The sequence below is a fragment of the Haliscomenobacter sp. genome, assembly GCF_965225875.1.
GTDB lineage: Bacteria > Bacteroidota > Bacteroidia > Chitinophagales > Saprospiraceae > Haliscomenobacter.
Genome location: NZ_CBDDBS010000001.1, coordinates 626,743 through 647,739 on the forward strand (window position 1 = coordinate 626,743; position 20,997 = coordinate 647,739).

Annotated in this window: 7 protein-coding genes and 1 riboswitch; of the genes, 3 read left to right on the forward strand and 4 right to left on the reverse strand. The window is 46.9% G+C overall.

Translation table 11 applies throughout. The features are described from left to right. Positions 1–31: 31 nt before the first annotated feature. Positions 32–1,432 (forward strand): phosphatase PAP2 family protein, encoded by a 1,401-nt coding sequence (locus ACO08K_RS02480; RefSeq protein ID WP_421794808.1) that lies wholly within the window; start codon positions 32–34, stop codon positions 1,430–1,432. A 560-nt stretch (positions 1,433–1,992) separates the two neighbouring features. Then, positions 1,993–3,438, forward strand: coding sequence for a hypothetical protein (locus tag ACO08K_RS02485; protein ID WP_421794809.1), 1,446 nt, complete (start codon positions 1,993–1,995; stop codon positions 3,436–3,438). A gap of 83 nt (positions 3,439–3,521) precedes the next feature. On the opposite strand, the gene ACO08K_RS02490 is transcribed toward ACO08K_RS02485, so the two are convergent. Next, complete coding sequence (locus tag ACO08K_RS02490; protein WP_421794810.1) at positions 3,522–5,504, reverse strand: TonB-dependent receptor plug domain-containing protein; 1,983 nt, start codon at positions 5,502–5,504, stop codon at positions 3,522–3,524. A gap of 108 nt (positions 5,505–5,612) precedes the next feature. Further along, positions 5,613–5,839: riboswitch (cobalamin riboswitch) on the reverse strand. Positions 5,840–6,005: 166 nt separating this feature from the next. On the opposite strand from ACO08K_RS02490, the gene ACO08K_RS02495 reads away from it, so the two are divergent. Beyond that, positions 6,006–6,929, forward strand: a complete 924-nt coding sequence (locus tag ACO08K_RS02495; protein WP_421794811.1) for an Rpn family recombination-promoting nuclease/putative transposase — start codon at positions 6,006–6,008, stop codon at positions 6,927–6,929. A 121-nt stretch (positions 6,930–7,050) separates the two neighbouring features. Here the strand turns inward: ACO08K_RS02495 and ACO08K_RS02500 are convergent, their stop codons facing one another. The 3 genes from ACO08K_RS02500 to ACO08K_RS02510 all read right to left on the reverse strand — a co-directional run bounded on the left by ACO08K_RS02500 (position 7,051) and on the right by ACO08K_RS02510 (position 20,855). Continuing rightward, positions 7,051–12,153: a cohesin domain-containing protein gene (locus ACO08K_RS02500; protein WP_421794812.1), complete on the reverse strand. Its 5,103-nt coding sequence runs from the start codon at positions 12,151–12,153 to the stop codon at positions 7,051–7,053. 84 nt (positions 12,154–12,237) lie between these two features. Beyond that, a complete protein-coding gene (locus tag ACO08K_RS02505) occupies positions 12,238–16,488 on the reverse strand; it encodes a cadherin domain-containing protein (RefSeq protein WP_421794813.1) in 4,251 nt (1,416 codons plus the stop codon). 77 nt (positions 16,489–16,565) lie between these two features. Continuing rightward, positions 16,566–20,855, reverse strand: coding sequence for a cadherin domain-containing protein (locus tag ACO08K_RS02510; protein ID WP_421794814.1), 4,290 nt, complete (start codon positions 20,853–20,855; stop codon positions 16,566–16,568). Positions 20,856–20,997: the final 142 nt, after the last annotated feature.

Sequence of the window (20,997 nt, forward strand, 5' to 3'; positions counted from 1 at the left end):
TAATCCATTCTAACAAGTTAATAATAATCCTATGAGAAATTGGCTACTCACTCTTCGTAACGCGGCCATGGTGGCCCTACTCGCAGTGGCAGTGTTTACTTGCCAAAAAGATGACCCTACCGATGTAATTGAAAATCCAACAGGTGACCCCCTGAAGGAAACCTACGAACTGGCCCTGGCCTGGAACAACATCCAATTGAACGTTGAACGTTTTACTCCGGGGTACCGCCCTCCTATTGCTGCCCGTACATTAGGCTATACCGGTTTGGCGGCTTATGAGGCCATCGTCAACGGCATGTCAAGCAAATACAATTCTTTCGACGCCTATTTTAAGGGCCTTGACATTCCAGAACCAAATGCCAATGAAGACTACTACTGGCCGGCAGTGTTGAATGCCACGTATGCGCGTTCGATCACTCATTTTTACCCTACTGCACCGGCAGCACAGCTGTTCGCGGTATACTCTCTTGAGCAGGACAACAATGAAAAGTTTCGCTTCGCCGTGCCCAACGATGTGTATGTGCGTTCGCTGGACTATGGCCGGCAGGTAGCCGATGCGGTATTCAACTGGTCCAGAACGGATAAGGACGGAGATGGGGCATTTTTGCGCACTACCGACCCTAGCTATGTTCCACCAACTGGCCCTGGCAAATGGCAACCTACTTTTCCTGACTATTCTCCGGCTTTGTTGCCTTATTGGGGCAAGGTGCGGACTTTTGTAGCGGATGCTTCGGATAAGTGCCCAGAGCCACTGGCTTACAGCACTGATCCCAACTCTGATATTTACAAGCAAGCTCTGGAGCCTTTCAAATTGGTCAATCAAATCAAAGCAGGAGGTGCACCAAGTGAACATTGGATTGCCGATTTCTGGAGCGATGATTGTGCAACGCTGACCTTTACTCCTGCGGGCCGCTTTATTGCAGTGGCCAATCAATTGATCGAAAAAGAAAAATTGAGCCTGGGTGAAGCGGTAGAAGTATACGCCCGGGTCGGCCTAGGGCTTTGTGATGCGGGTATCCGTGCCTGGCATCAAAAATTCACTTACAATTACGAACGTCCAATCGATTATATTCGCGAGGTAATGCCTGGTGCAAGCACCTGGAATTCGGTGATGTGCCCCGATGGTTCTGGCCGTTATTTCACCCCACCGTTCCCAGCGTATCCTTCGGGTCATGCTACTTTTGGGGCGGTTGCTGCCGAAATTTTCTCAGGCCTGTTTGGGGAAAATTACCAATTTACCGACCGTTGCCATGAAGGTCGTACCGAATTCATCGGCAAGCCTCGTTCCTTTAACAGCTTCCGCCAAATGGCTGAAGAAAATGCTTATTCCCGCTTACCAATCGGGGTTCACTTCCGTATGGATGCGACATCCGGGGTTGCTTTGGGTTATGGCATTGGCAAAAAGGTGAATAGTTTGCCTTGGCGCAAATAATTATGTGCTGATAACAAAAGAGGCTGCTTCGTACAAAAATGCGAAGCAGCCTCTTTCTATATTTGGTGCACATAAAAAAGGGCATTGCCCCGTGGATGTAGGCATTGCCCTGGATTTGAAGGTATAAAAAGGGTAGATGTCACTCACCATTGAAGCTGGTGAATGCTTAAAGTAAAAAAAAAGGGTTCCGCAATAGTATTTACGGAACCCTTCCAACGCACTCATGAGATTATAACTCCCCAAAAAGAAAGGCGTTGGGGGCGCCGAAAATTTTTACATTCAATGGGAAAAAACAATTTGTCAGTGTTGGTCCTTGTCGTCTAAAAAAAAAATTAGGTCGTCGTCGTCGGAATTACAATTTGCCAGCGTGAGCCGTTTTTTATTCCAAAGGATGTTGTTTGTCCTTCTTCATGATACAAATGTAGGAGGAGGATATTGTGAAATTAAGTACAATTAACTATCTTACTGGACTTATTCTCAGCACACACAACAAGCTAATATGCTGTAAATCATTTTTTTAAACCCATTTTTTAGCCCAAAAAATAATTTTTTAGCTTTTTATGAAGGACAGTAAACTTGTAAAATATATCGCAGAATTGGGTCCACGCGACCGTGAACGCCTTCGCCAGTTGGTGCAATCGCCTTTTTTTAACCAGCACAAACCCACCATAGACTTGCTGGAGTTGGTCCTAAAGTCAGTTGCCAAAGGTGATGCCCCTTTAAATCGGGAGAAGGTCTACCAAAAAATCTTCCCGAAAAGTACTTTTGACGAACAGAAGTTGCACAATGTGATGTCGAATCTTAAAAAACTGTTCCATCGGTTTTTGGCAATAGACTACATCGAAAAACAACCTTTGTTGGAAGACTTGTACACCTTGGAGGCCACTTTTGAGCGCAACCAGTTCGAACTCATGAATAATCGTGCCAAATTGCTGGAAAAGCACCTGGCCGATCAAAAATATGAAGATTATTTTTTCCATCACGCACACTACCGGATGGATTACAACCTGGGGTATTACGGTGGCCATTATGTGGATAGAACCAAAACGGAAACTTTCCAGGCCATGCTGGACCACCTCGATCGCTCTTTTTTGATTGAGAAGCTTCGCAACTGCTGCCACCTGACCGCCAACTCCATGCAGGTCAATACCCATTATGATTTTGGGCTGCTCACGCCTTTGTTGGAGCACATTCAATCTCATTACATCGATACCCCTGCAAGTGACCAGGATTGGTCGATCCGACTCTACTGGACCATCTTACAAACCATGCGGGATGAGGGGAATCCAGTCCATTACCTGGAGCTCAAAAAGATGCTCAACGAATCCTTTGATCATTTTAGCCCCGAAGCAAAGCAGGATTTGTATGGCTTTGCCAGTAATTATTGTATTCGGCGCAGTATGATGGGCGATGAAGACTACAAACGCGAGTTGTTTGATTTGTACAAACGGGGTCTGGAAACCAAACTCTTGTTGAGCAACGGAATGATCACCGAGTACAACTACAAAAACATCGCCACTTTGGGCGGAAACTTGCGCGAGTTTGACTGGACGGAAAATTTCTTACAGGAATACAAAATGTTGCTCCCGGTTTCAAAGCGGGACAATGTTTACAATTACAACCTGGCCTATTTGTTCTACAATAAAAAACAATACAAGCAGGTTCTGTCCAATCTGTTGCACGTACAGTTCACGGATGTGATGTATTATTTGAACTCCAACTTCTTGATGTTGCGTACTTATTACGCCCTCAAGGATACCGAAGCATTGATGTCCCTCATCGAGACCTTCCGTATTTTTGTGATGCGGAATAAAAAAATGTCGCCAAGCCAGCGCAAGGAATACACCAATTTTTTGCGCTTTGCCAAAAAGCTGGTGGAATTAAAACACCATGGAATGTATACCCGCAGTGTCCTGGAAGAGAAATTAAAAGCTTTACGGGCAAAAATAGAGGCAACGGATAGTGTGATCAACCGGAGTTGGTTGTTGGAGGAAGTGGGGGGATGATTCGCTTTACTCGACCGCCCCGAAAGTTTTAAACTTTCGGGGCGGAATTTTAGTAGTGGGGCAAAAATAAGTGCTGTTCCTCATTAAAACTTCCCCTGCAAACCCAGCATAAAATTAAACCTCCGGGAATTGTACCCGTAAAGGTCAAGCAACTTTTGATTGCTCAGGTTGCGCAAATCCAAAAAGACTTTCAGGTTCGGTTTGATGCGGTATTCCTGGTACAAATCAAGGGTCAGGTAGGGATCCAACTCTACTTCGGAAGATTCGAAAGTACTGCTGTTAAAATAACTGTCGATGCGTCTGCTAACACTGCGTACAGAAAGACTGGCCTCCCATTTTTTGCTCAAACTGTAGCCCACGTTCAGGTTCACAGCGTGTTTTGGGCGGCGAAGCAGGTTAAAATAAGTGGTGTCCCGGCCTGAGTTTAATTTTGTGGTCACCTGACCGTCCACATAGGTGTAGTTAAAACCCAGCTTGAATTTGCTCCATTGCATTTGCCCTTCCAGTTCCAAGCCCGCGTCGTCCTGTTGGTTAAAATTGAGGTATTGACCAAAAGGAGGAAATACAGTAGAGAGGAAAGCTATCACATCCTTCATGGAACGTTGGAAATAAACTGCCCGAAATTGTGCGGATTGATCCTTGCGGAACCATTGTGCTCCTGCTTCAAAGTTGGTGCCTGTTTCTGGCCTCAGTTTCAGGTTGCCATAGTCGGAGAAAAGCTGATACTGTGTAGGGGCTTTGAAACTACTCGACAGGTTAACAAAGGCTTTAAATTGTTGGTCAAGAAAAATATAGGGATTTACATTGTAAGTTGTGTAAGTCCCAAATTCTGAATGTTGATTAAACCTTCCTCCAAGCTCAAAACCAAAAACACCAAGCTTCGACACATTTAATGAGGCGTAAGTGCTAAAAAGGCTGGATTGGGTCAAATAGGCTCGTAAATCGTCAAAATACGCTCCAAAATCACTGACCGAGTGGTACAGCTGATTCATGTTTTGGTTGCGGTATTCGACACCAAGCAGTAAGTCCATTTTTTGTCCAAACTTAAAATTGCCATAGGTTTCCAAAAAATTGGAGCTGCCCACGTAGTCAGTACGGGAATATTTGTCGAATGCAGAAGCGGGTACTGAAATGGAATCGTCCTCAAAATTTCGCTCCGTGATGTTGAGGACAAAGTTTGCAGTCAGGCGCAGGTTTTGTTTGTCAAGAATCAGTCCTGCTCCTCCCTGGAGGTTGCTGCTGGAGGTGGTATAATCCTGGTCATCTACGAATGCACCTGCGTCAATGTCCGCAGTATAGGTATTGTAGTTGAGTAAACCTTTTAGCAAAAGGCCAGGTACAATACGTTGTTTAAGCTGAGCGCTAAAATTGTTTTCCACAAAACCATCCTTGTCAAAATTGCCCACCCCCTTTTCATCAAAAGCCGAGGAAAAACCCTGGCTGTTCAAACGACTGAACTGAGCGCTGTAGCTGGTTTTTTCAGTTTGCCCTCCCAGACTAAGATTTCCCTTCCAGGTGCCGTAACTGCCCGCTCCCAGCATAGCTTGAAGCTCCAGAGGCTTTTGAAAACTTTTTTTGCTGATGATATTGATGACTCCTGCCAGGGCATCAGAACCATACAGGGTGGATTGTCCACCTTTCAGGATTTCGATGCGTTCGATTTGATCGATGGGGATGAGGTTCAAGTCAAAATTGTTGGCCAAATTGGAAGGATCGTTGAGGGGAATTCCATCCAGTAAAATCAGCGAATAACCAATTCCGGCACCCCGAATGTAGACATTCTGGTTGGTCCCCAGGTTGTTTTGAGCGCCGTTGATGATGATACCGACCTGGCGATTGAGCAGCTCAGCCAGGGTTTGACCGGAAGAGCGCCCCAAAACTTCGGCGCTGATCACAGTGAGTACTTTACCGGTTTGGCTTTGCTTGCGCTCGTGTTTGGTGGCGGTGATGACTACCTGATCGAGTTGTTTTACAGAATCTGCTACTGCATTGTTTTGGGAAAAAAGGAATCCTGGAACTGCACATAGACTTAGTGTCAGCGCCAGCACGTTGAATGCTTTAAACATGGTTAAAAATTGTGGCATACCCCGAAGCTGTTCCGCAGTGGAAGCCCGTTTAGCCATAAGTAATAAGGTGACAAGCACTCGGCCCAAACCCGTCCGTCCGCGGGTGTCGACTAAGGATTATCAGCGGCAGGTCTCCTGGCTCGTTTCATTGCGGCCAGCCTTCCCGGAGTTGAGATTTGCTCCAGTGGCCAGAAAAGGGCAGCAACTAAAAAGACTGTGCGCACAGCCTAATTGAAACTTACAGTTGCGGGGACAGCTCCGGTTTTGCACCGGATTCCCTATTAAGCCATGCACCACCCGCCGGGTGGTATGGCACCGTAGATCGGGGGCGAAGGTAGGGAATGGGGTAGAATGTGCCAAATAAAAAGTGGTGATTTATTTAGCCATTCTCTTTGTTCCAATCGACTTTTAATCCGCTCAATTTGCCCTGGTCAAAACCTGTCAAAAGTGGCTTGATCCCAGCTCAGTGCTTCCTTACCTTGCTGCTTCAATCAAGAGTTTATGTCCATTTCAAAAGACATTTTATGGAAGGGAATCATTGAAAATCTGGTAGATGATTTCATCCGGTATTTCTTTCCAAACTATGTGAAGAAGATTGATTTTGAGCGTGGCTTTGAATTTCTGGATACCGAGCTACAAAAACTCATTCCTGACAACCCTGGGCAAAACCGACATGCAGACAAACTCATTCGGGTGTGGTTGAAGGATGGCTTGGAAGCCTGGTTTTTGATCCACGTAGAAGTCCAAGGCTATCAAGATATCCAGTTCGCGGCCAGGATGTTTGAGTACATGTACCGCATTCGCGACAAATACCAGCAGCCAGTGACTGGTTTGGCGATTTACACTGATTGGAATCGCAGGTATCACTACTCGCAGTTTGCAGAAAACTTTCTGGGAACGGAGGTGATCTATCGATTTAATTCCTATGTTTTACGTGACCACCATCCTGAAACCTTGGCTAAAGATGCCAATCCTTTTGCGGCGGTCATGGAGGCTGCCTGGCAGCATTTTGGTAAGAAAAAAACGGATGATCAGTTGTATTCCACAAAGTTGAATTTGGTCAAACGTTTGTTGAAACGTAAAGTCAGCCGCGAAAAGATCGTCAGTATTATCAACTTCATAAAGTACTTCGTGCCCTTTACAAATTCAGAAAACCTGTTTAAATTTGAACAGGATTTAAATCAATTCATCAAAGCCGATAAACCAATGGGAATCGAGGAAGCAATTTTGGAAGAAATTAAAAAACAAGGAATTGAGCAAGGAATTGAGCAGGGAATTGAATTGGGTGAAATCAAACTCAAAGAAGAGTTGCTCAAACATGCGGTACCTGAGCTTGCACAATTGGGTCTGGAAGCGGAGAAAATTGCAGCGATTTTGGATTTGGATATAGAAGCTGTTCAAAAAGTGATGGAAGGCTTGGATTAGCGAGGGCAACAAAAAAAGCGTGTCTCTTTTGGGAGAGACACGCCTGAAAGTTTGCTAATAACAAAATACGATCCAGTAAATAAAGGGTACACGAGTACGCATACCCTTTAATATAACAAGTTTATTTGTTGGTTAAAACCATCTTACGGGTTTCCGTAAACGCGTCGGTTTGTAAGGTGTAGTAGAATACGCCACTTGTGTTCAACTGTGCCTTGCTCAGGGTAACTTGGTTACGTCCTTTGGCATAGTCACCTTCGCTGCGGTAGATCAAACTTCCTTTTACATCCCGAATCGTAAGAACTGCACTACTCGCTTTGGGCAAATAGAAACCAATCGAGGTTTCATCCACAAATGGGTTCGGATTGTTTTGCTCCAAAACGTAAAGATCCTGTACTTGTGCCTGGCTAAAGTTGAGTTGTACTCCGATTACTTCATCCTGTGCATTGTAGGCTTCGGCAGTAGTCAAGCTGCTGTTCAAACGCAACAACTTGCTGAGTTGCCCAGCTTGTTTTGCCCGCAAAGTCAAGGTGTAGAGTACTTCTTCCGCTTTCAGTTTGGCATTCCGGTCGTTCCAGGAAGTCGTCAGCATACCCCGCTCGGCGAAGACACCTGTCTGGTCTGCTTTCACCAAACCGTAGTCAACGCCTTCCAGACTCAAGGCAGATTCGTCCCAATTGAGGGTAAACTGCCAGCCTTGAATGGCCTCTTCTGCTTTCAACTTGATCGGCACTTGAATGAGTTGACCGGCCTGCAGGCTTTGCTCTTCGGTATTGAACAGCAAGGTTTTGCCGCTCCGCAATTCGCTGGAAGTTGCTCCGCTTATCGTGCTCGCACTGCCATTGACATCACCAATCTTGATCGCTACAAAATTGGCTCTTACATCACCAGCCAGGTCATTTACGTTGACTACCTCAGGGAATGCAGCGCTCCAAGGATTACTTGCATCAGGGAATTGATAGGTTCCGTCTACGAATCTCCAGGAAGTATTATTGGCAAAGTGTGTATCAATGTTCAAGATCAATTTCCGAATCTGGATCATGTCCAAAGTTGAAATCGACTTGGAATTGTTCGCATCTGCCGCGATCAATTTGTATGGGCTGTTCAAAAGCTGTGCATTCAAAATGTGCTTTTGGATCAACACCAGGTCGAAGGTGGTTACGCCGTTGACGTGGTCTTTGTCCAATTGTGGAGTTACCGTGAAGTCAGCTCCTTTTGTCAGGTTGCCAAAAGAGTAAGCACCGGCAGCAGTAGTTGTAGCAGCTTGAGAAGCAGAACCGCTCAAGGTGATGCTGGCAGCCTGAAGTTTGGCACTGGATTCCGTGGCAATCGTACCTGCGATTGACCCTACATTAATTGGATTGGTAGTTGGGCAAACACTGCGGTTGTCCTGAACTTCCACATAAGTTACGCAGAAGTCATCCTTACCGGCTTCATCCCATGCGTGCAATTCAACCAGAATTACTTTGCCTTTGTCAGCACAAGTCAGGTTCAAACCAGTTTGAGTAGAAACTACTGGGCTACCTACGCGGTTGATCGAGTACTTGGTAACCAGTTTCAAACCATCCTTGGTTTCTGGGCCTTGGCCGTTGCAATCGTAAATCTTCGAAGCAACGAAGTCAGATGCCCATACTGCCATCATACCACCACCGTTGCCGTCAGACATCAGTTCAGTGCTCAAGCCGTTGATACAGATTGGTGCCGGACCTTTGCAGTCTTCAACTGTGAATGGAATGCGAGTTGCAACACTCAAGTTACCACACTCGTCACGTACAACTACGATCAGGTCGTGCTTGCCTTGTGGCAAGTTAGCAACGTTGATCTCGAACTGGCCGTTGCCCAAATCTTTGGTGCTCCAGCGTGGAGTAGAGTACAGGATCATCTTGCTGGCATCCAAAGTCTGACCAGGAGCAATCATCAGGTACTGAGTTTCCAGGGTCACTTTGTCAGAACAGTTGTCCTTACCAGTGATCACCATTTTCAGGTTGGCCAAACAATCGCCACCCTCGCGGATGCAGAATTTGGCTGGGTCAGCAGTTACAACTGGACGAGTGTCATCGTATACCTTGATGATCTGGGTATAGATGAAGCTGTGGTAGAATTCACCTGCTACTTCGCAATAAGGCGGGGTGACGCGGATATCATCAGCGTTGTTGTGGATCAAGTCCTTAGAGATGTAGAACTCTTCGATGCCATCACGCACGTTACGCTCACGGTCACGAACCAACAGATAGATTGGAGCTTTGCCATAGTTGCCAAACACTGCCCGATCGATGATCGAGATATTGGTTTGGAGCAGTGGGTCACCACAACGGTCGTCGTAAGTACACCAGTTGATTACAGAGTAAGTACGGAACAACTTGTAGCACTCATCGTCAGATGCATCGTAACGCTTGTCGCTTACGTTTACAGCCAAGATGTCACAAGCCAATTCGTCGGTGATAACCGTATCAATGATTGGAGTCTTACAATCAGTAGCTACGTCTTTAGGGAAGCAAATGTTGTATTCGTGTACTGGCAGAATGTTGACACGCTGCTTACAAGTTACGCTGATTGGGCCTTTAACTGTTTCTTTGGTCAAAGTCCAGATCCGGTCGATATAGCCTGCGCCACACTTCAATTTCTTCTCAGTGGTGTAAACCGTATCCAGAGCAGCACAATCGTTGCCGGAAGGAATGATTACATCACCGAATGCAGCAGCAGATCCTTCTTTGCTGTCGATAGAAGCCAGGTTTTTGTCATCACAATAAACGGTAACATCCCATGGAGCCAAACAAGTTGGAGCCACTTTGTCTTCGATCAACACGTCATCCCAGCAGTAGTTGGTGTTGCCATATACGTCAGCACCCCACAATTCGATCGTTACGCGCTCTGCCAAATCGCAGCAGAAGAACTCAACGATGTCTTGTATTGGAGTCATCAACTTGCCACCCTTCAGGATGAAAGTTTCACCGAAGTCCGCCAAGTCGCCGTCGCCGTTGCGGTCAAAACCGTCCGCTTTGGTCCAGTCGCCATCAGCTGGCAGAGGATCCAATTTGCCGTTGTTGTTGGTATCGTATCCTTTAGCAATGAAGCTAGCTGCACAAGCAGTTGGTACGTTGCGACGTACTGCAATCCAAGCCAGTTTGCAGTTATCCCAGCTGCCTTCGTCAATGTCGTCAGCACTTACCTGAGCATAACCATTGGTGTAACCATTGGCATTGCTCAAAGTGATGTGCAGGTCATCGTCACACTTCATTACAGGTGCAATCTTGTCCTTCACGTCGAAGATAAAGCAGCACTTGGAAGCATTGTAGCAACCATCGAAAGCGTCAATCACCATCAGGTGACGGCCAACAGGAAGACCGATCATCATGCCGTTCATTACAGCATATTCTACCTTATCCCAGCAGATAGCCTTGTTGCTACAGTCACCCAATTGGTAAGCATCATGGTCACCACGCAGTTCAGCTCCTTGAGTTTGAGGCGTAGGACAGAACGGGTTTTCGGGTCCTTCGTAAACAAGGATACCTTTTACATAACGATCTTTGGTGTAAACACTTACACTTACATTACCCAGCGCACAGTTGTCCTTGATGGTTACACCAAAGGCAGTTTTGATGCCAGCAACAGTTACTGGAATGGCTGCGGTGCAATCCATTGGGCCAGTAGAGATGTCGTAAGGAGCACCATGTGCATACTCACAAGTTGGAGCAGTGAAATCACCGATTTTGATCAGGATGTGGAAAGTATCTACGATACCACCTGCACACCAGTCAAATACATACATTTCTCGATCAATTTTCACCCCCTTACCCCCACAGATTGGGAACTCAGTGTCTTTGATCGTTACAGAATAGTTGCACTCAACCTGGTCGATGAACAAACAACGTGGGTTGGCACTCGTGTTGAAGTAGCTGCATACATATGGCGTTACATCTTCCTTCTTGATCAGGCTCTTGTCGGGAGTACAGGAGTTGTACTCTTTTACCCGATCGTACTTGCCTTCGCCAGGACCATTGAATACAAAATCATCAATGTCTGGACGAGTAAAGTGAATCTTCTGAGTATAGTCAGAACGCATGCCGTTGCAATCAGTAGCTACCCACTCGCGAGAGATGGTCGCATAGATGCCGCCGTTGGTTCTCATTTGATCACAGGAATAGAACACTACTTTATCCGTCCACTTCAGGGTTACCCGGCAACCGCAAGCGTAGCAGTTGTCGCGGAAGTAAGCATAACCCAGGTTTTTGATGTTGTCAGAAACCAAACCTGGAGGAATCAAGCCCAATTGGCAATTGTCACCAGTTCCAGCAACGCCTTCAGCGTTGTTGATGGTTTGGCTACTGGTAGCAGCAGGACGTGGAGAGCTGGTTGCACCTACGTTACCAATCGTCAAACGATTGTTCAACACGTAGTTTACATCGTAGCAATCCAAAGTGAAATCTGCAGGAGCACACACCAGAGCTGGTGCAGTCTTGTCTTCTGCAGTTACTTTACCCCAGCAAATGATGGTGCCATCAGGGTTGAACAATCCATAGGTCCAAACTCCAGCACAATCAATGACATCGTTGTTACTCGGATTGTTGTCCATCACCCGCACATATGCTCCCGCACAAGTATTTCCATCGGATACCAGGTTGCGGGTAAGTGTGAACTGGCAATTGGCATCCAATGAGACGCTCACATTGTAACAACCGCAGCTAATGGGTACTTCAGTACAAACGGTACCGTTGTTGGCAAAGTTATTGACATACCGCTCTGTTGCCGTACCATCAACAACGGTATTGCGGTAATCTCCACCACCCATACCTGGTGCAGCGGAATTGGGATCAGTCCCATTGTTAAACAAACGAATTCCTTCAACACAACCTCCTCCTGGCAGGGTAAAGTGAAAAATCAACTTTTCCACACCTGAAGTAAAGTTGACTGGGGCACCCAGGGAACCTACTCCATGAAAATCGCTACCGGGCGCTGCGCCCGGAGCAAAAGCATTGGAGTTATCATCCCAGGCACCTGCCTCCACACTGGTAATGACCAGATCAGCATTGGGTACTGAGGCTGGAACGACCAGAGAAATTTGGGAAGGCCCCCAGAAAAAAGTTGCATTGCTCGAAGACGGTAATGCGTATACCTCATAACGCGATAAGGCCAGGTTATACCTGACCGTGAGTTGAAGGTTTTGAGCCAACATGGGAATGCTGCTCAAGAAAAGTGAATAAATAAAAAAGAGTATCGTCTTTTTCATGCCCAGAGATTTTGAAATGTCGTTTTGATTCAAAGAGGGCCGACAGCTCGCGCTGCCGGCCATGGTTAATCGATATGAATGATCTTAAGGAAGTTGTTCAACAAATAAATCGTAGTTATACAAGTCCATCAAGTTCAGCGTGTAGTTCGTGATGATGTTGGCAAAAATGAAGGCGGGGTCGTTACCACTACCTTGGTATTTCACTTTGCCATCCATGTTGATGTCGCCAGAGAAATAGCCCAACGCCAAATCGAAGTTGTAAGTACCGCTCACGTTACTTGGGTGGGTCAATACCTGAGACAGTATAGTGGCATTGTCATTGCTTGGTCCTTGGTATTTCACTTTCACATCAGCATTGGCATTACCTGCCCAGAGTGCTTTTACCGCGCCGATGGTAATCATTTCTGCGCCATCATAGCCTGCATTGTTGAACACATTGGCATTACTCATCGTCGTAAAATCAACTACTGTGCCACCAACCGTCAAGGTTTGAGCAGAAGCCGTCATCACGCCAAGGTGATTGCGGTGTTTGATGGAAACAAAGAAGCTGGTACCCGCCATATTGGTAAACTCAAGTGGTGAATCACCATCCGTTGGACTTACTACATCACCATCTCTTTGTAACAATGCTGCACGTGTTTCAAGCACTACACTTGAGTTAGAAGAACTGCGCAATTCAACAAACACCCAGTCAACAATTGCATCAGGAGTGCCTGCGTCAGTATTTAACACCAGGTTCGTTGTGCTGGCAGCAGCACCACTACCTGCATGGGCAAACCGTGGGTTACCAGACAAGGTATAAGGATCGTTAAGTGGAACGTAGCCGTTCGCCCGCAAATCATCACGCATTACACCCGGGGTCAAAGTACCCAACAAGGCACCCTGGAGAAGTACTTTAGCGCGGAGGCGACCGTTTTCGTCCACATTCGTTACGGTAACTGCAATGTTCTGTACATCAGTCAATGCACCAGCGTCAGTAACCGTTACTTGTACGTCGTATACGTTGTTTAAGCCAGCATCAGTTGGGTTTTCAAAATCGCGTCCAGAAATGAAAGCAAGAGCACCTGTATTGGCATCGATCGTGAAGAGCGCTGCATCTGCACCACCAGTAATGCTAAACTTGGGCGTACCGTAGGCGTTTTCTGGGTCAGTAGCAGTGACAGTAGTTACTGGCGTAGTATTCTCGGGTATAGAGATGCTAGCATTTACCCCAGCACCATTGGATGTAATGGTTGGTGCTTCGTTGACGTTGGTAACGGTTACAGCAATACTTTGTACATCTGTACCACCATTGCCATCAGAAGCGGTAACCTGTACGTCATAAACATTGTTTGTACCTACGTCGGTTGGGTTTTCAAAATCTGGTGGCGTATTAAAGGTCAACGCACCTGTATTTGGATCAATGCTAAACTTCCCTGCATCTGCGCCGCCGGTAATGCTGTAGGTAACAGGATTCCCGTCAGGATCAGTAGAAGTTACAGTAGTGACAGCAGTGGTGTTTTCAGGTACTGAAACAGCAGCACTGTTACCTCCTCCATTTGAAGTAATGATTGGCGCATCGTTGGCGTTGGTAACTGGAACAGTAATGTCCTGTACATCCGTCAAACCACCGGCATCCGTTACAGTTACCTGTACAAGATAATTGTTGTCCAAATTGGCATCCGTTGGCACTTCAAAGTCGGGTGCCACCAGGAAGCTCAAAGCACCCGTCAGCGGATCAATGCTGAATTTGGCGGCGTCTGCGCCACCGGTAATGCTGAATTTGGGCGTACCGTAGGCGTTTTCAGGATCCGTAGCCGTTACAGTTGTCACTGCGGTAGTATTTTCAGCAACAGGAATGGTTGCACTTGGCCCAGCGCCGTTGGAAGTAATGGCAGGTGCTTCGTTGACATTCGTAACGGTTACTGCAATGCTTTGTACATCAGTGCCACCCAGTGGGTCGGTTGCGGTTACCTGTACATCATAAACATTATTCAGGCCTACGTCGGTTGGATTTTCAAAATCAGGTGCCACGTTGAACACCAACACACCCGTCATTGGATCAATGCTGAATTTCGCAGCATCCGCTCCACCAGTAATGCTGTAAGTAACCGTTCCATTTTCAGGATCCGTAGAAGTTACGGTGGTAACTGCAGTGGTGTTTTCAGGTACTGAAACTGAAGCACTATTGCCGCCGCCATTTGAGGTAATCACGGGATTTTCGTTGGCGTTGGTTACAGGTACAGTGATGTCTTGCACGTCGGTCAAGCCACCTGCATCGGTCACGGTTACCTGCACAAGGTACATGTTATCAGCGTTCGCATCCGCGGGAACCTCAAAGTCGGGTGCAGTGATGAAGCTTAAAGCGCCTGTAGCGGCATTGATCGTAAATTTCGCAGCATCCGCTCCACCAGTGATGGTAAATTTAGGTACGCCAAATGCATTCTCAGGATCGGTAGCCGTTACCGTTGTTACCGCTGTAGTATTTTCAGCTACGGGAATCGTAGCCGTTGGGCCACCGCCGTCGGAAGTAATGGTAGGAGGTTCGTTTACATTTGTAACTGTTACTGCAATGGATTGTACATCCGTGCCACCCAGTGGGTCAGTTGCCGTAACCTGCACATCATATATGTTATTCAAACCTACATCTGTTGGATTTTCAAAGTCAGGAGCTGTGATAAAAACCAAAGCACCTGTCATTGGGTCAATGCTAAATTTGGCAGCATCTGCTCCACCAGTAATACTATAGGTAACTGTTCCATTTTCAGGATCTAAAGAAGTCACCGTAGTTACTGCGGTGGTGTTTTCAGGTACTGAAATACTGGCGTTGTTGCCTCCACCATTGGAAGTAATCATCGGGTTTTCATTGGCATTGGTTACAGGTACGGTAATAATTTGTTCGTCGAAAAGCCCACCTGCATCGGTTACCCGTACGGTTACAATGTACTGGTTGTCCAAATTGGCATCTGTGGGTACTTCAAAGTCAGGAGCTATCAGAAAGCTCAATGCACCAGTTGTTGCATTGATGCTGAATTTAGCAGCGTCTGCTCCACCGGTGATGCTGAATTTAGGCGTACCATACAAGTTTTCAGGATCAGTAGCCGTCACCGTGGTTACTGCGGTCGTATTTTCAGCTACGGGAATCGTCGCAGTTGGGCCTCCACCATCGGAAGTGATGGTAGGTGGTTCGTTGACATTGGTTACTGTAACTGCAATGTTTTGCACATCAGTACCACCCATAGGATCGGTTGCAGTTACCTGTACATCATATACATTATTCAGACCTACGTCGGTTGGAATTTCAAAGTCAGGTGCTGTATTGAATACCAAGGCACCGGTCATTGGGTCAACGCTGAATTTGGCAGCATCCGCGCCCCCCGTAATGCTATAGGTTACTGTCCCATTTTCAGGATCGGTAGAAGTTACTGTTGTGACTGCAGTGGTGTTTTCTGGAATGGAAACCGCAGCATCGTTACCTCCCCCATTGGAAGTAATCACTGGGTTTTCATTGGCGTTGGTTACAGTCACTGCAATGTCCTGAATATCCATCAGGCCTCCAGGGTCGGTGGCTTTTACTTGTACATCGTAGACGTTATTCAAGCCAACATCGGTAGGATTTTCAAAATCAGGTGGTGTCAGAAAGGTCAACACCCCGGTCGTTGGATTGATGGTAAATTTGGCGGCATCCGCTCCTCCGGAAATGCTGTAAGTCATTACGTCGTTCTCAGGATCAGAAGCAACTACGGTGGTCACCGCGGTGGTATTTTCTGGCACAGATACACTGGCAGTAGGCCCTCCACCATTGGAGCTAATCACCGGAGGGTTGTTACACAAAGTTCCGGTATTGTTGTAGTTTCCGATGTAACGCTCATTGGCCAAACCATCGGAAACGGTATTGGAAAAGTCGCCACCGCCCATACCAGCCGCAGCCGAGTTGGGGTCGCTACCATTGATGAACAAACGCAGCCCATCATAACAACCACCTGTAATGGTAAAGTGGAAAATGAGTTTTTCGACATTCATTACCAAGTTCGTGGGCGCACCCAAAGAACCAACCCCGTGGTAATCAAACCCGGGTGTAACCGCAGGTGCAAAAATGAGGGAGTTATCCTGCCAGGCACCAGCACTTACACTGGTAATGGTAAAAGCAGCATCGGGCACGATGGCTGGTGCAACAATCGAAATTTGAGAGGGCCCCCAAGCAAAAGTTGCATTGGTAGCTGAGGGTCGGGCATAAACCTCATAGCGGGCCAGGGGAATATTGTAGCGGAGGGTAAACTCGAGGTTTTGTCCATACAGGACTCCTCCCAGTAATACCAACCCTAGTGTGGTTAGAAGTTGTAATAATCTTTTCATGAAATACAATTTGAGTGGTCAAAAGGAGAAACTTCCCTTTCCCGCAAGCAAGAGAGGGAAGCCAATAGCAGACTTGGTTATGGAATTTGCTCAGTGAATAAATCGTAATTGTATAGATCCAGCGCGTTCAATGTAAAGTTGGTAATCAGGTTGAGGAACATGAAGCCAGGATCATTGGTCGTGCCCTGGTATTTCACCTTACCGTCCATATTGAGGTCCCCAAAGAAATAGCCTAAAGCAAGATCGTAGTTAAAAACACCCAAGGTGTTGCCGGGAAAAGTCAGGACTTGACTCAGCACCGTTGCATTGTCGTTGGTTGGGCCTTGATATTTGACCTTTTTATCCGCATTGGCATTTCCTGCCCATAGCGCTTTGAAACCATTTACGGTAACCATTTCACTGCCATCGTAGCTGAAGGGCGATGAAAAGTTGTATACATCTGCGTCACTCATGGTGCGGAAATCCACAGTGATTCCAGCCAGCGTAATGGTTCGTTCGGTGGCGGTCATAACCCCAAGGTGGTTGCGGTGTTTAATCGCTACGAAATAACTGTTACCAGCAGTGCCTGGCAAGACCAATGGAGAAGCTCCATCGGCAGGACTGACTACGTCACCGTCTCTTTGTACCAGTGCTGCACGGGTTTCTACCACTACAGTTGAATCCAGCGCACTACGCAGCTCCACAAAAACCCAATCTACAATGGCATCATTTGTACCTGCATTGGCCGATAATACACCGGAGGTGGTAGAAGCAGCGCCACCAGCCCCAGCATGTGCAAAGCGTGGATTGCCTGATCCCGTGTAAGGATCATTGAGCGGAATGTAGCTTCCTGAGCGCAGGTTGTCACGCATGACGCCTGGAGTAGGGCTATTAAACAAGGCACCTTGTAGCAATACCTTTACTGAAAGCTGGCCATTTTCGTTGACATCTGTAACCGTTACTGCGATGTCCTGAACATCGGTTCCGCCATTGGGATCAGTTGCGGTAATTTGAACATTGTAAACATTATCGGTACCTACGTCGGTGGGGTTTTCAAAGTCTTTCGGCACGGTGAAGCTCAATGCTCCCGTCATTGGATCGATGCTGAACATGGCCCCATCGGGTCCACCCGTGATGCTATAGGTTACAGTACCGTTCTCAGGATCGGTAGAAGTAGCGGTGGTAACCGGCGTAGTATTTTCCGGTACAGAAACGCTGGCGGTAGGCCCGCCACCATTGGAGGTAATGACTGGAGGCTCATTGACATTGGTGACTGGCACCGTGATGTTCTGCACATCAGTTAAATTCCCGGCATCGGTTACGGTTACCTGAACTTCGTAGTTGTTATCCAGGTTTGCGTCCGTGGGCGTTTCAAAATCTGGTGCCGACACGAAACTCAAGGCACCGGTATTGGGATCAATCGTGAACTTAGCCGCATCCGCTCCTCCGGTAATACTGAACTTAGGCGTACCATAAAGATTCTCAGGATCGGTTGCTGTTACGGTAGTTACCGCAGTTGTGTTTTCAGGTACAGGAATGTTTGCACTTGCGCCACCACCATTGGAGGTGATTGTAGGCGCTTCATTAACATCCGTCACTGTCACTGCGATATTCTGCACATCGGTAGCATTGCTTGGATCAGTTGCGGTGACCTGTACATCGTATACATTATTGCCACCTACATCGGTAGGGTTTTCAAAATCAGGCGGTGTAATGAAAGTCAAGGCACCTGTCATCGGGTCTATGCTGAATTTGGCAGCATCTGGCCCACCCGTAATGCTGTAAGTTACTGTACCATTTTCCGGGTCAGTTGCCGTTACGGTAGTTACAGGAGTGGTATTTTCAGGCACAGAAATACTGGCTGTCGGGCCACCTCCATTGGAAGTAATGACCGGCGGGCAAGCATTGATGGTCACCGTAACTGCACCAGAAGCGGGGCCATAACAACTATCTACAGTATCATAAAAGAAGGCATAATAAGTTCCAGCGGTAGCCATTGTGGGCGTAGCATAAGGAGTGCCTGTTGCACCATTATTGGTAAACCACCTTACCGTGGAGTCGGCATTCATTGGTGGAATATTGGTCACCAGGCTGTTCAAGTTCGCCGTTACGGTCGGACAGGTATTGCTAAGGGTATTTGCACTAAGATTCGGAGCGGTCTGGGGACAACAATCAAGGTTGGCATCATTGGCTCCACGGGTATCCACAAAAGCGCCATAAACCTGAATGATGTTGATTACGCTGGCCAAGGAGCCCACACTGATTTGAATTTCATCGTAAGGCAAAGTTGTGCGGAAACCAATATTAAAATCATTAGATCCGGTTAAACTCGCATTTAGTAAGTTCAATACCGCCAGATCCAACAGGCCACTACCAGAAGCGCTTTCTTGAAACACCCCATTGTTATAGGTCGAAATCGTAATGCTGTTGAACAATTCAAGTTGTAAAATGGTGTTGACATCCCGAATTACAAATCCGGCAGTACTTCCTGCCGGGAAGGTACTGAGCACGTCTTTTACGGCAATAGAGGCAGGAGATGCAGCACCAACCACCGTGGTAATGGTGGCAAAATCGGTATTGTCAGCGGTGATCACGTTAGGTGCATTTTGAACCGAACATGCCACACAAGCCAACCCATCTACCCCTGTACGTGCATCATCAATGATCACTGGAAAATCTGGACTATTGAGGTAATTGGTTGTGTTACACGCCAAAACAACCGGGCAGAATTTTTCAAAGAATACATTGTATACCCTCGTTATGCCCACATTGACCAAAAGAGTATTGGACACACTCAGGCGCACCTCATCAAATGGAGCAGTAGTGACAAAACCTACCGTTCGGCGGCCAGAATTGGTCAACAACCCGGTACTCACCGAAAGTAAAGCGGCCTGGCCCGTTTGTGATTCCACGGCAACAGGGTTCCCGTTCAAATAAGTAGAAATGGTGATTCCTGCCAGCAAACTGACATCCACCAAAGCGGTATTTTCAATGTCAAAAGCAACAAAAGTACCCGCTGGATAATCCGTAAGTTGTTCTTTAACGGAGATACTACCAATAGATCCAACTCCTGCGGTAAGGTTAATTCGGGCCGAATTGTTTGGAATATTATCAATGAGGTTATTCGTACTATCCACACTGCACAGTACACAAGCTACCCCTGAGGTGCCCGTTCTGGGGCCGGAGACCAACACTGGGTACGTAGGCGTAGCCAATGCGGTAAGGGTGTTACAAGGCAAAGCGGGCCCTGCACAAAAACTTTGAAAAACGGCACCGTATACATTGGTTGTACTGGCAACCCCCAACAAATTGGTAACTTCTATTTTTACTTCATCAAAATCGAGGGTGGTGACAAACCCCACGGTTTGTTTGCCAGCCCCGGTCAGCAAGGAAGATCCCACTGAGACAAGGGTACCTGAATTTGAGGTTTCCCTTGGCGAACCATTTTTGTAAGTCCTGATCGTTATTCCTGACAACAAATTGGCATTGATCAAATTAGGATTTGATATATCGAAGCCCGCAAAGGTTCCTGCGGCATAGTCGGTAATTTGATCTTTTACGGCAATAGAACCCGTGGTACCTAAAGCTGCAGTCAATACGATAGTGGCAAAATCGCTGCTGCTATTGCTAACGGCGTTTTCAACATTGTTGACTGAACAGCCGATACATACGCCTCCGGTAAGGCCAGTATTGCTTGTCCCAATGATAGTCGGGTAAGTAGGGTTGTTCATCCGGGTTTGCACATTACAAGCCAGCGAAGGGCCTGCACAATAGCGTTGCACTACCGCGTGGTAAACAGTCCCGGTAAACAGCAATGCAACCGCAGCTGTGTAAGTAATGCGAATTTCATCAAATGCTCCAACCGTAGTTATAAAACCAAGGGTAGCAGTTCCGTCCCCATTGACCAGACTAGAGTTCAGCCCCAGTCCAGAGCTTACTACTGTTTGCGACTCCACAAAAGAGCCGTTGTTGTATGTAGATATGACAATGTTCAGACCTATGCTTACCCCCACTAAACCTGCTGTTCCGATCCGATAACCCGCAAAAGTACCTACCGGGTAAGTGTCGGATACATCCGTATCTACCACACTCAGTGTAGAACTACAGCCCCCCAGTCCACTTACAAAATTGATTGAAGCAAAGTCGCTCAGGTTGTTATTGCGCAAATTCGCAAGGTTGGTATTGCTACCTACACAAGCTAAACCATCCGAAGCAGGGTCGATCACTGAAGAATTCAGTCCGGTAAATGACGAATCAACCCAAGGCATTTTTGTATTGCATGGGTAGTTGCTCGCACCAAAATTGGCCACAGGCACTCGATCATAGGCTTTGAGCCCGATGATTGAACAAAGCATCAACATCAATGTGTAGAAGTGCTTGGACTGCATCAGCGAACCTTGAATGGTGAAGAGATATGCGCGAGGTCTTTGAAGAGCACAGGGTTGGCTTACCAAAAATGGCAACAAACCTCTCCCGTTCAAAGACTTGAGAAGATTCAAGTATTTGTAAAATGTTTGCATGTGTGGTCGT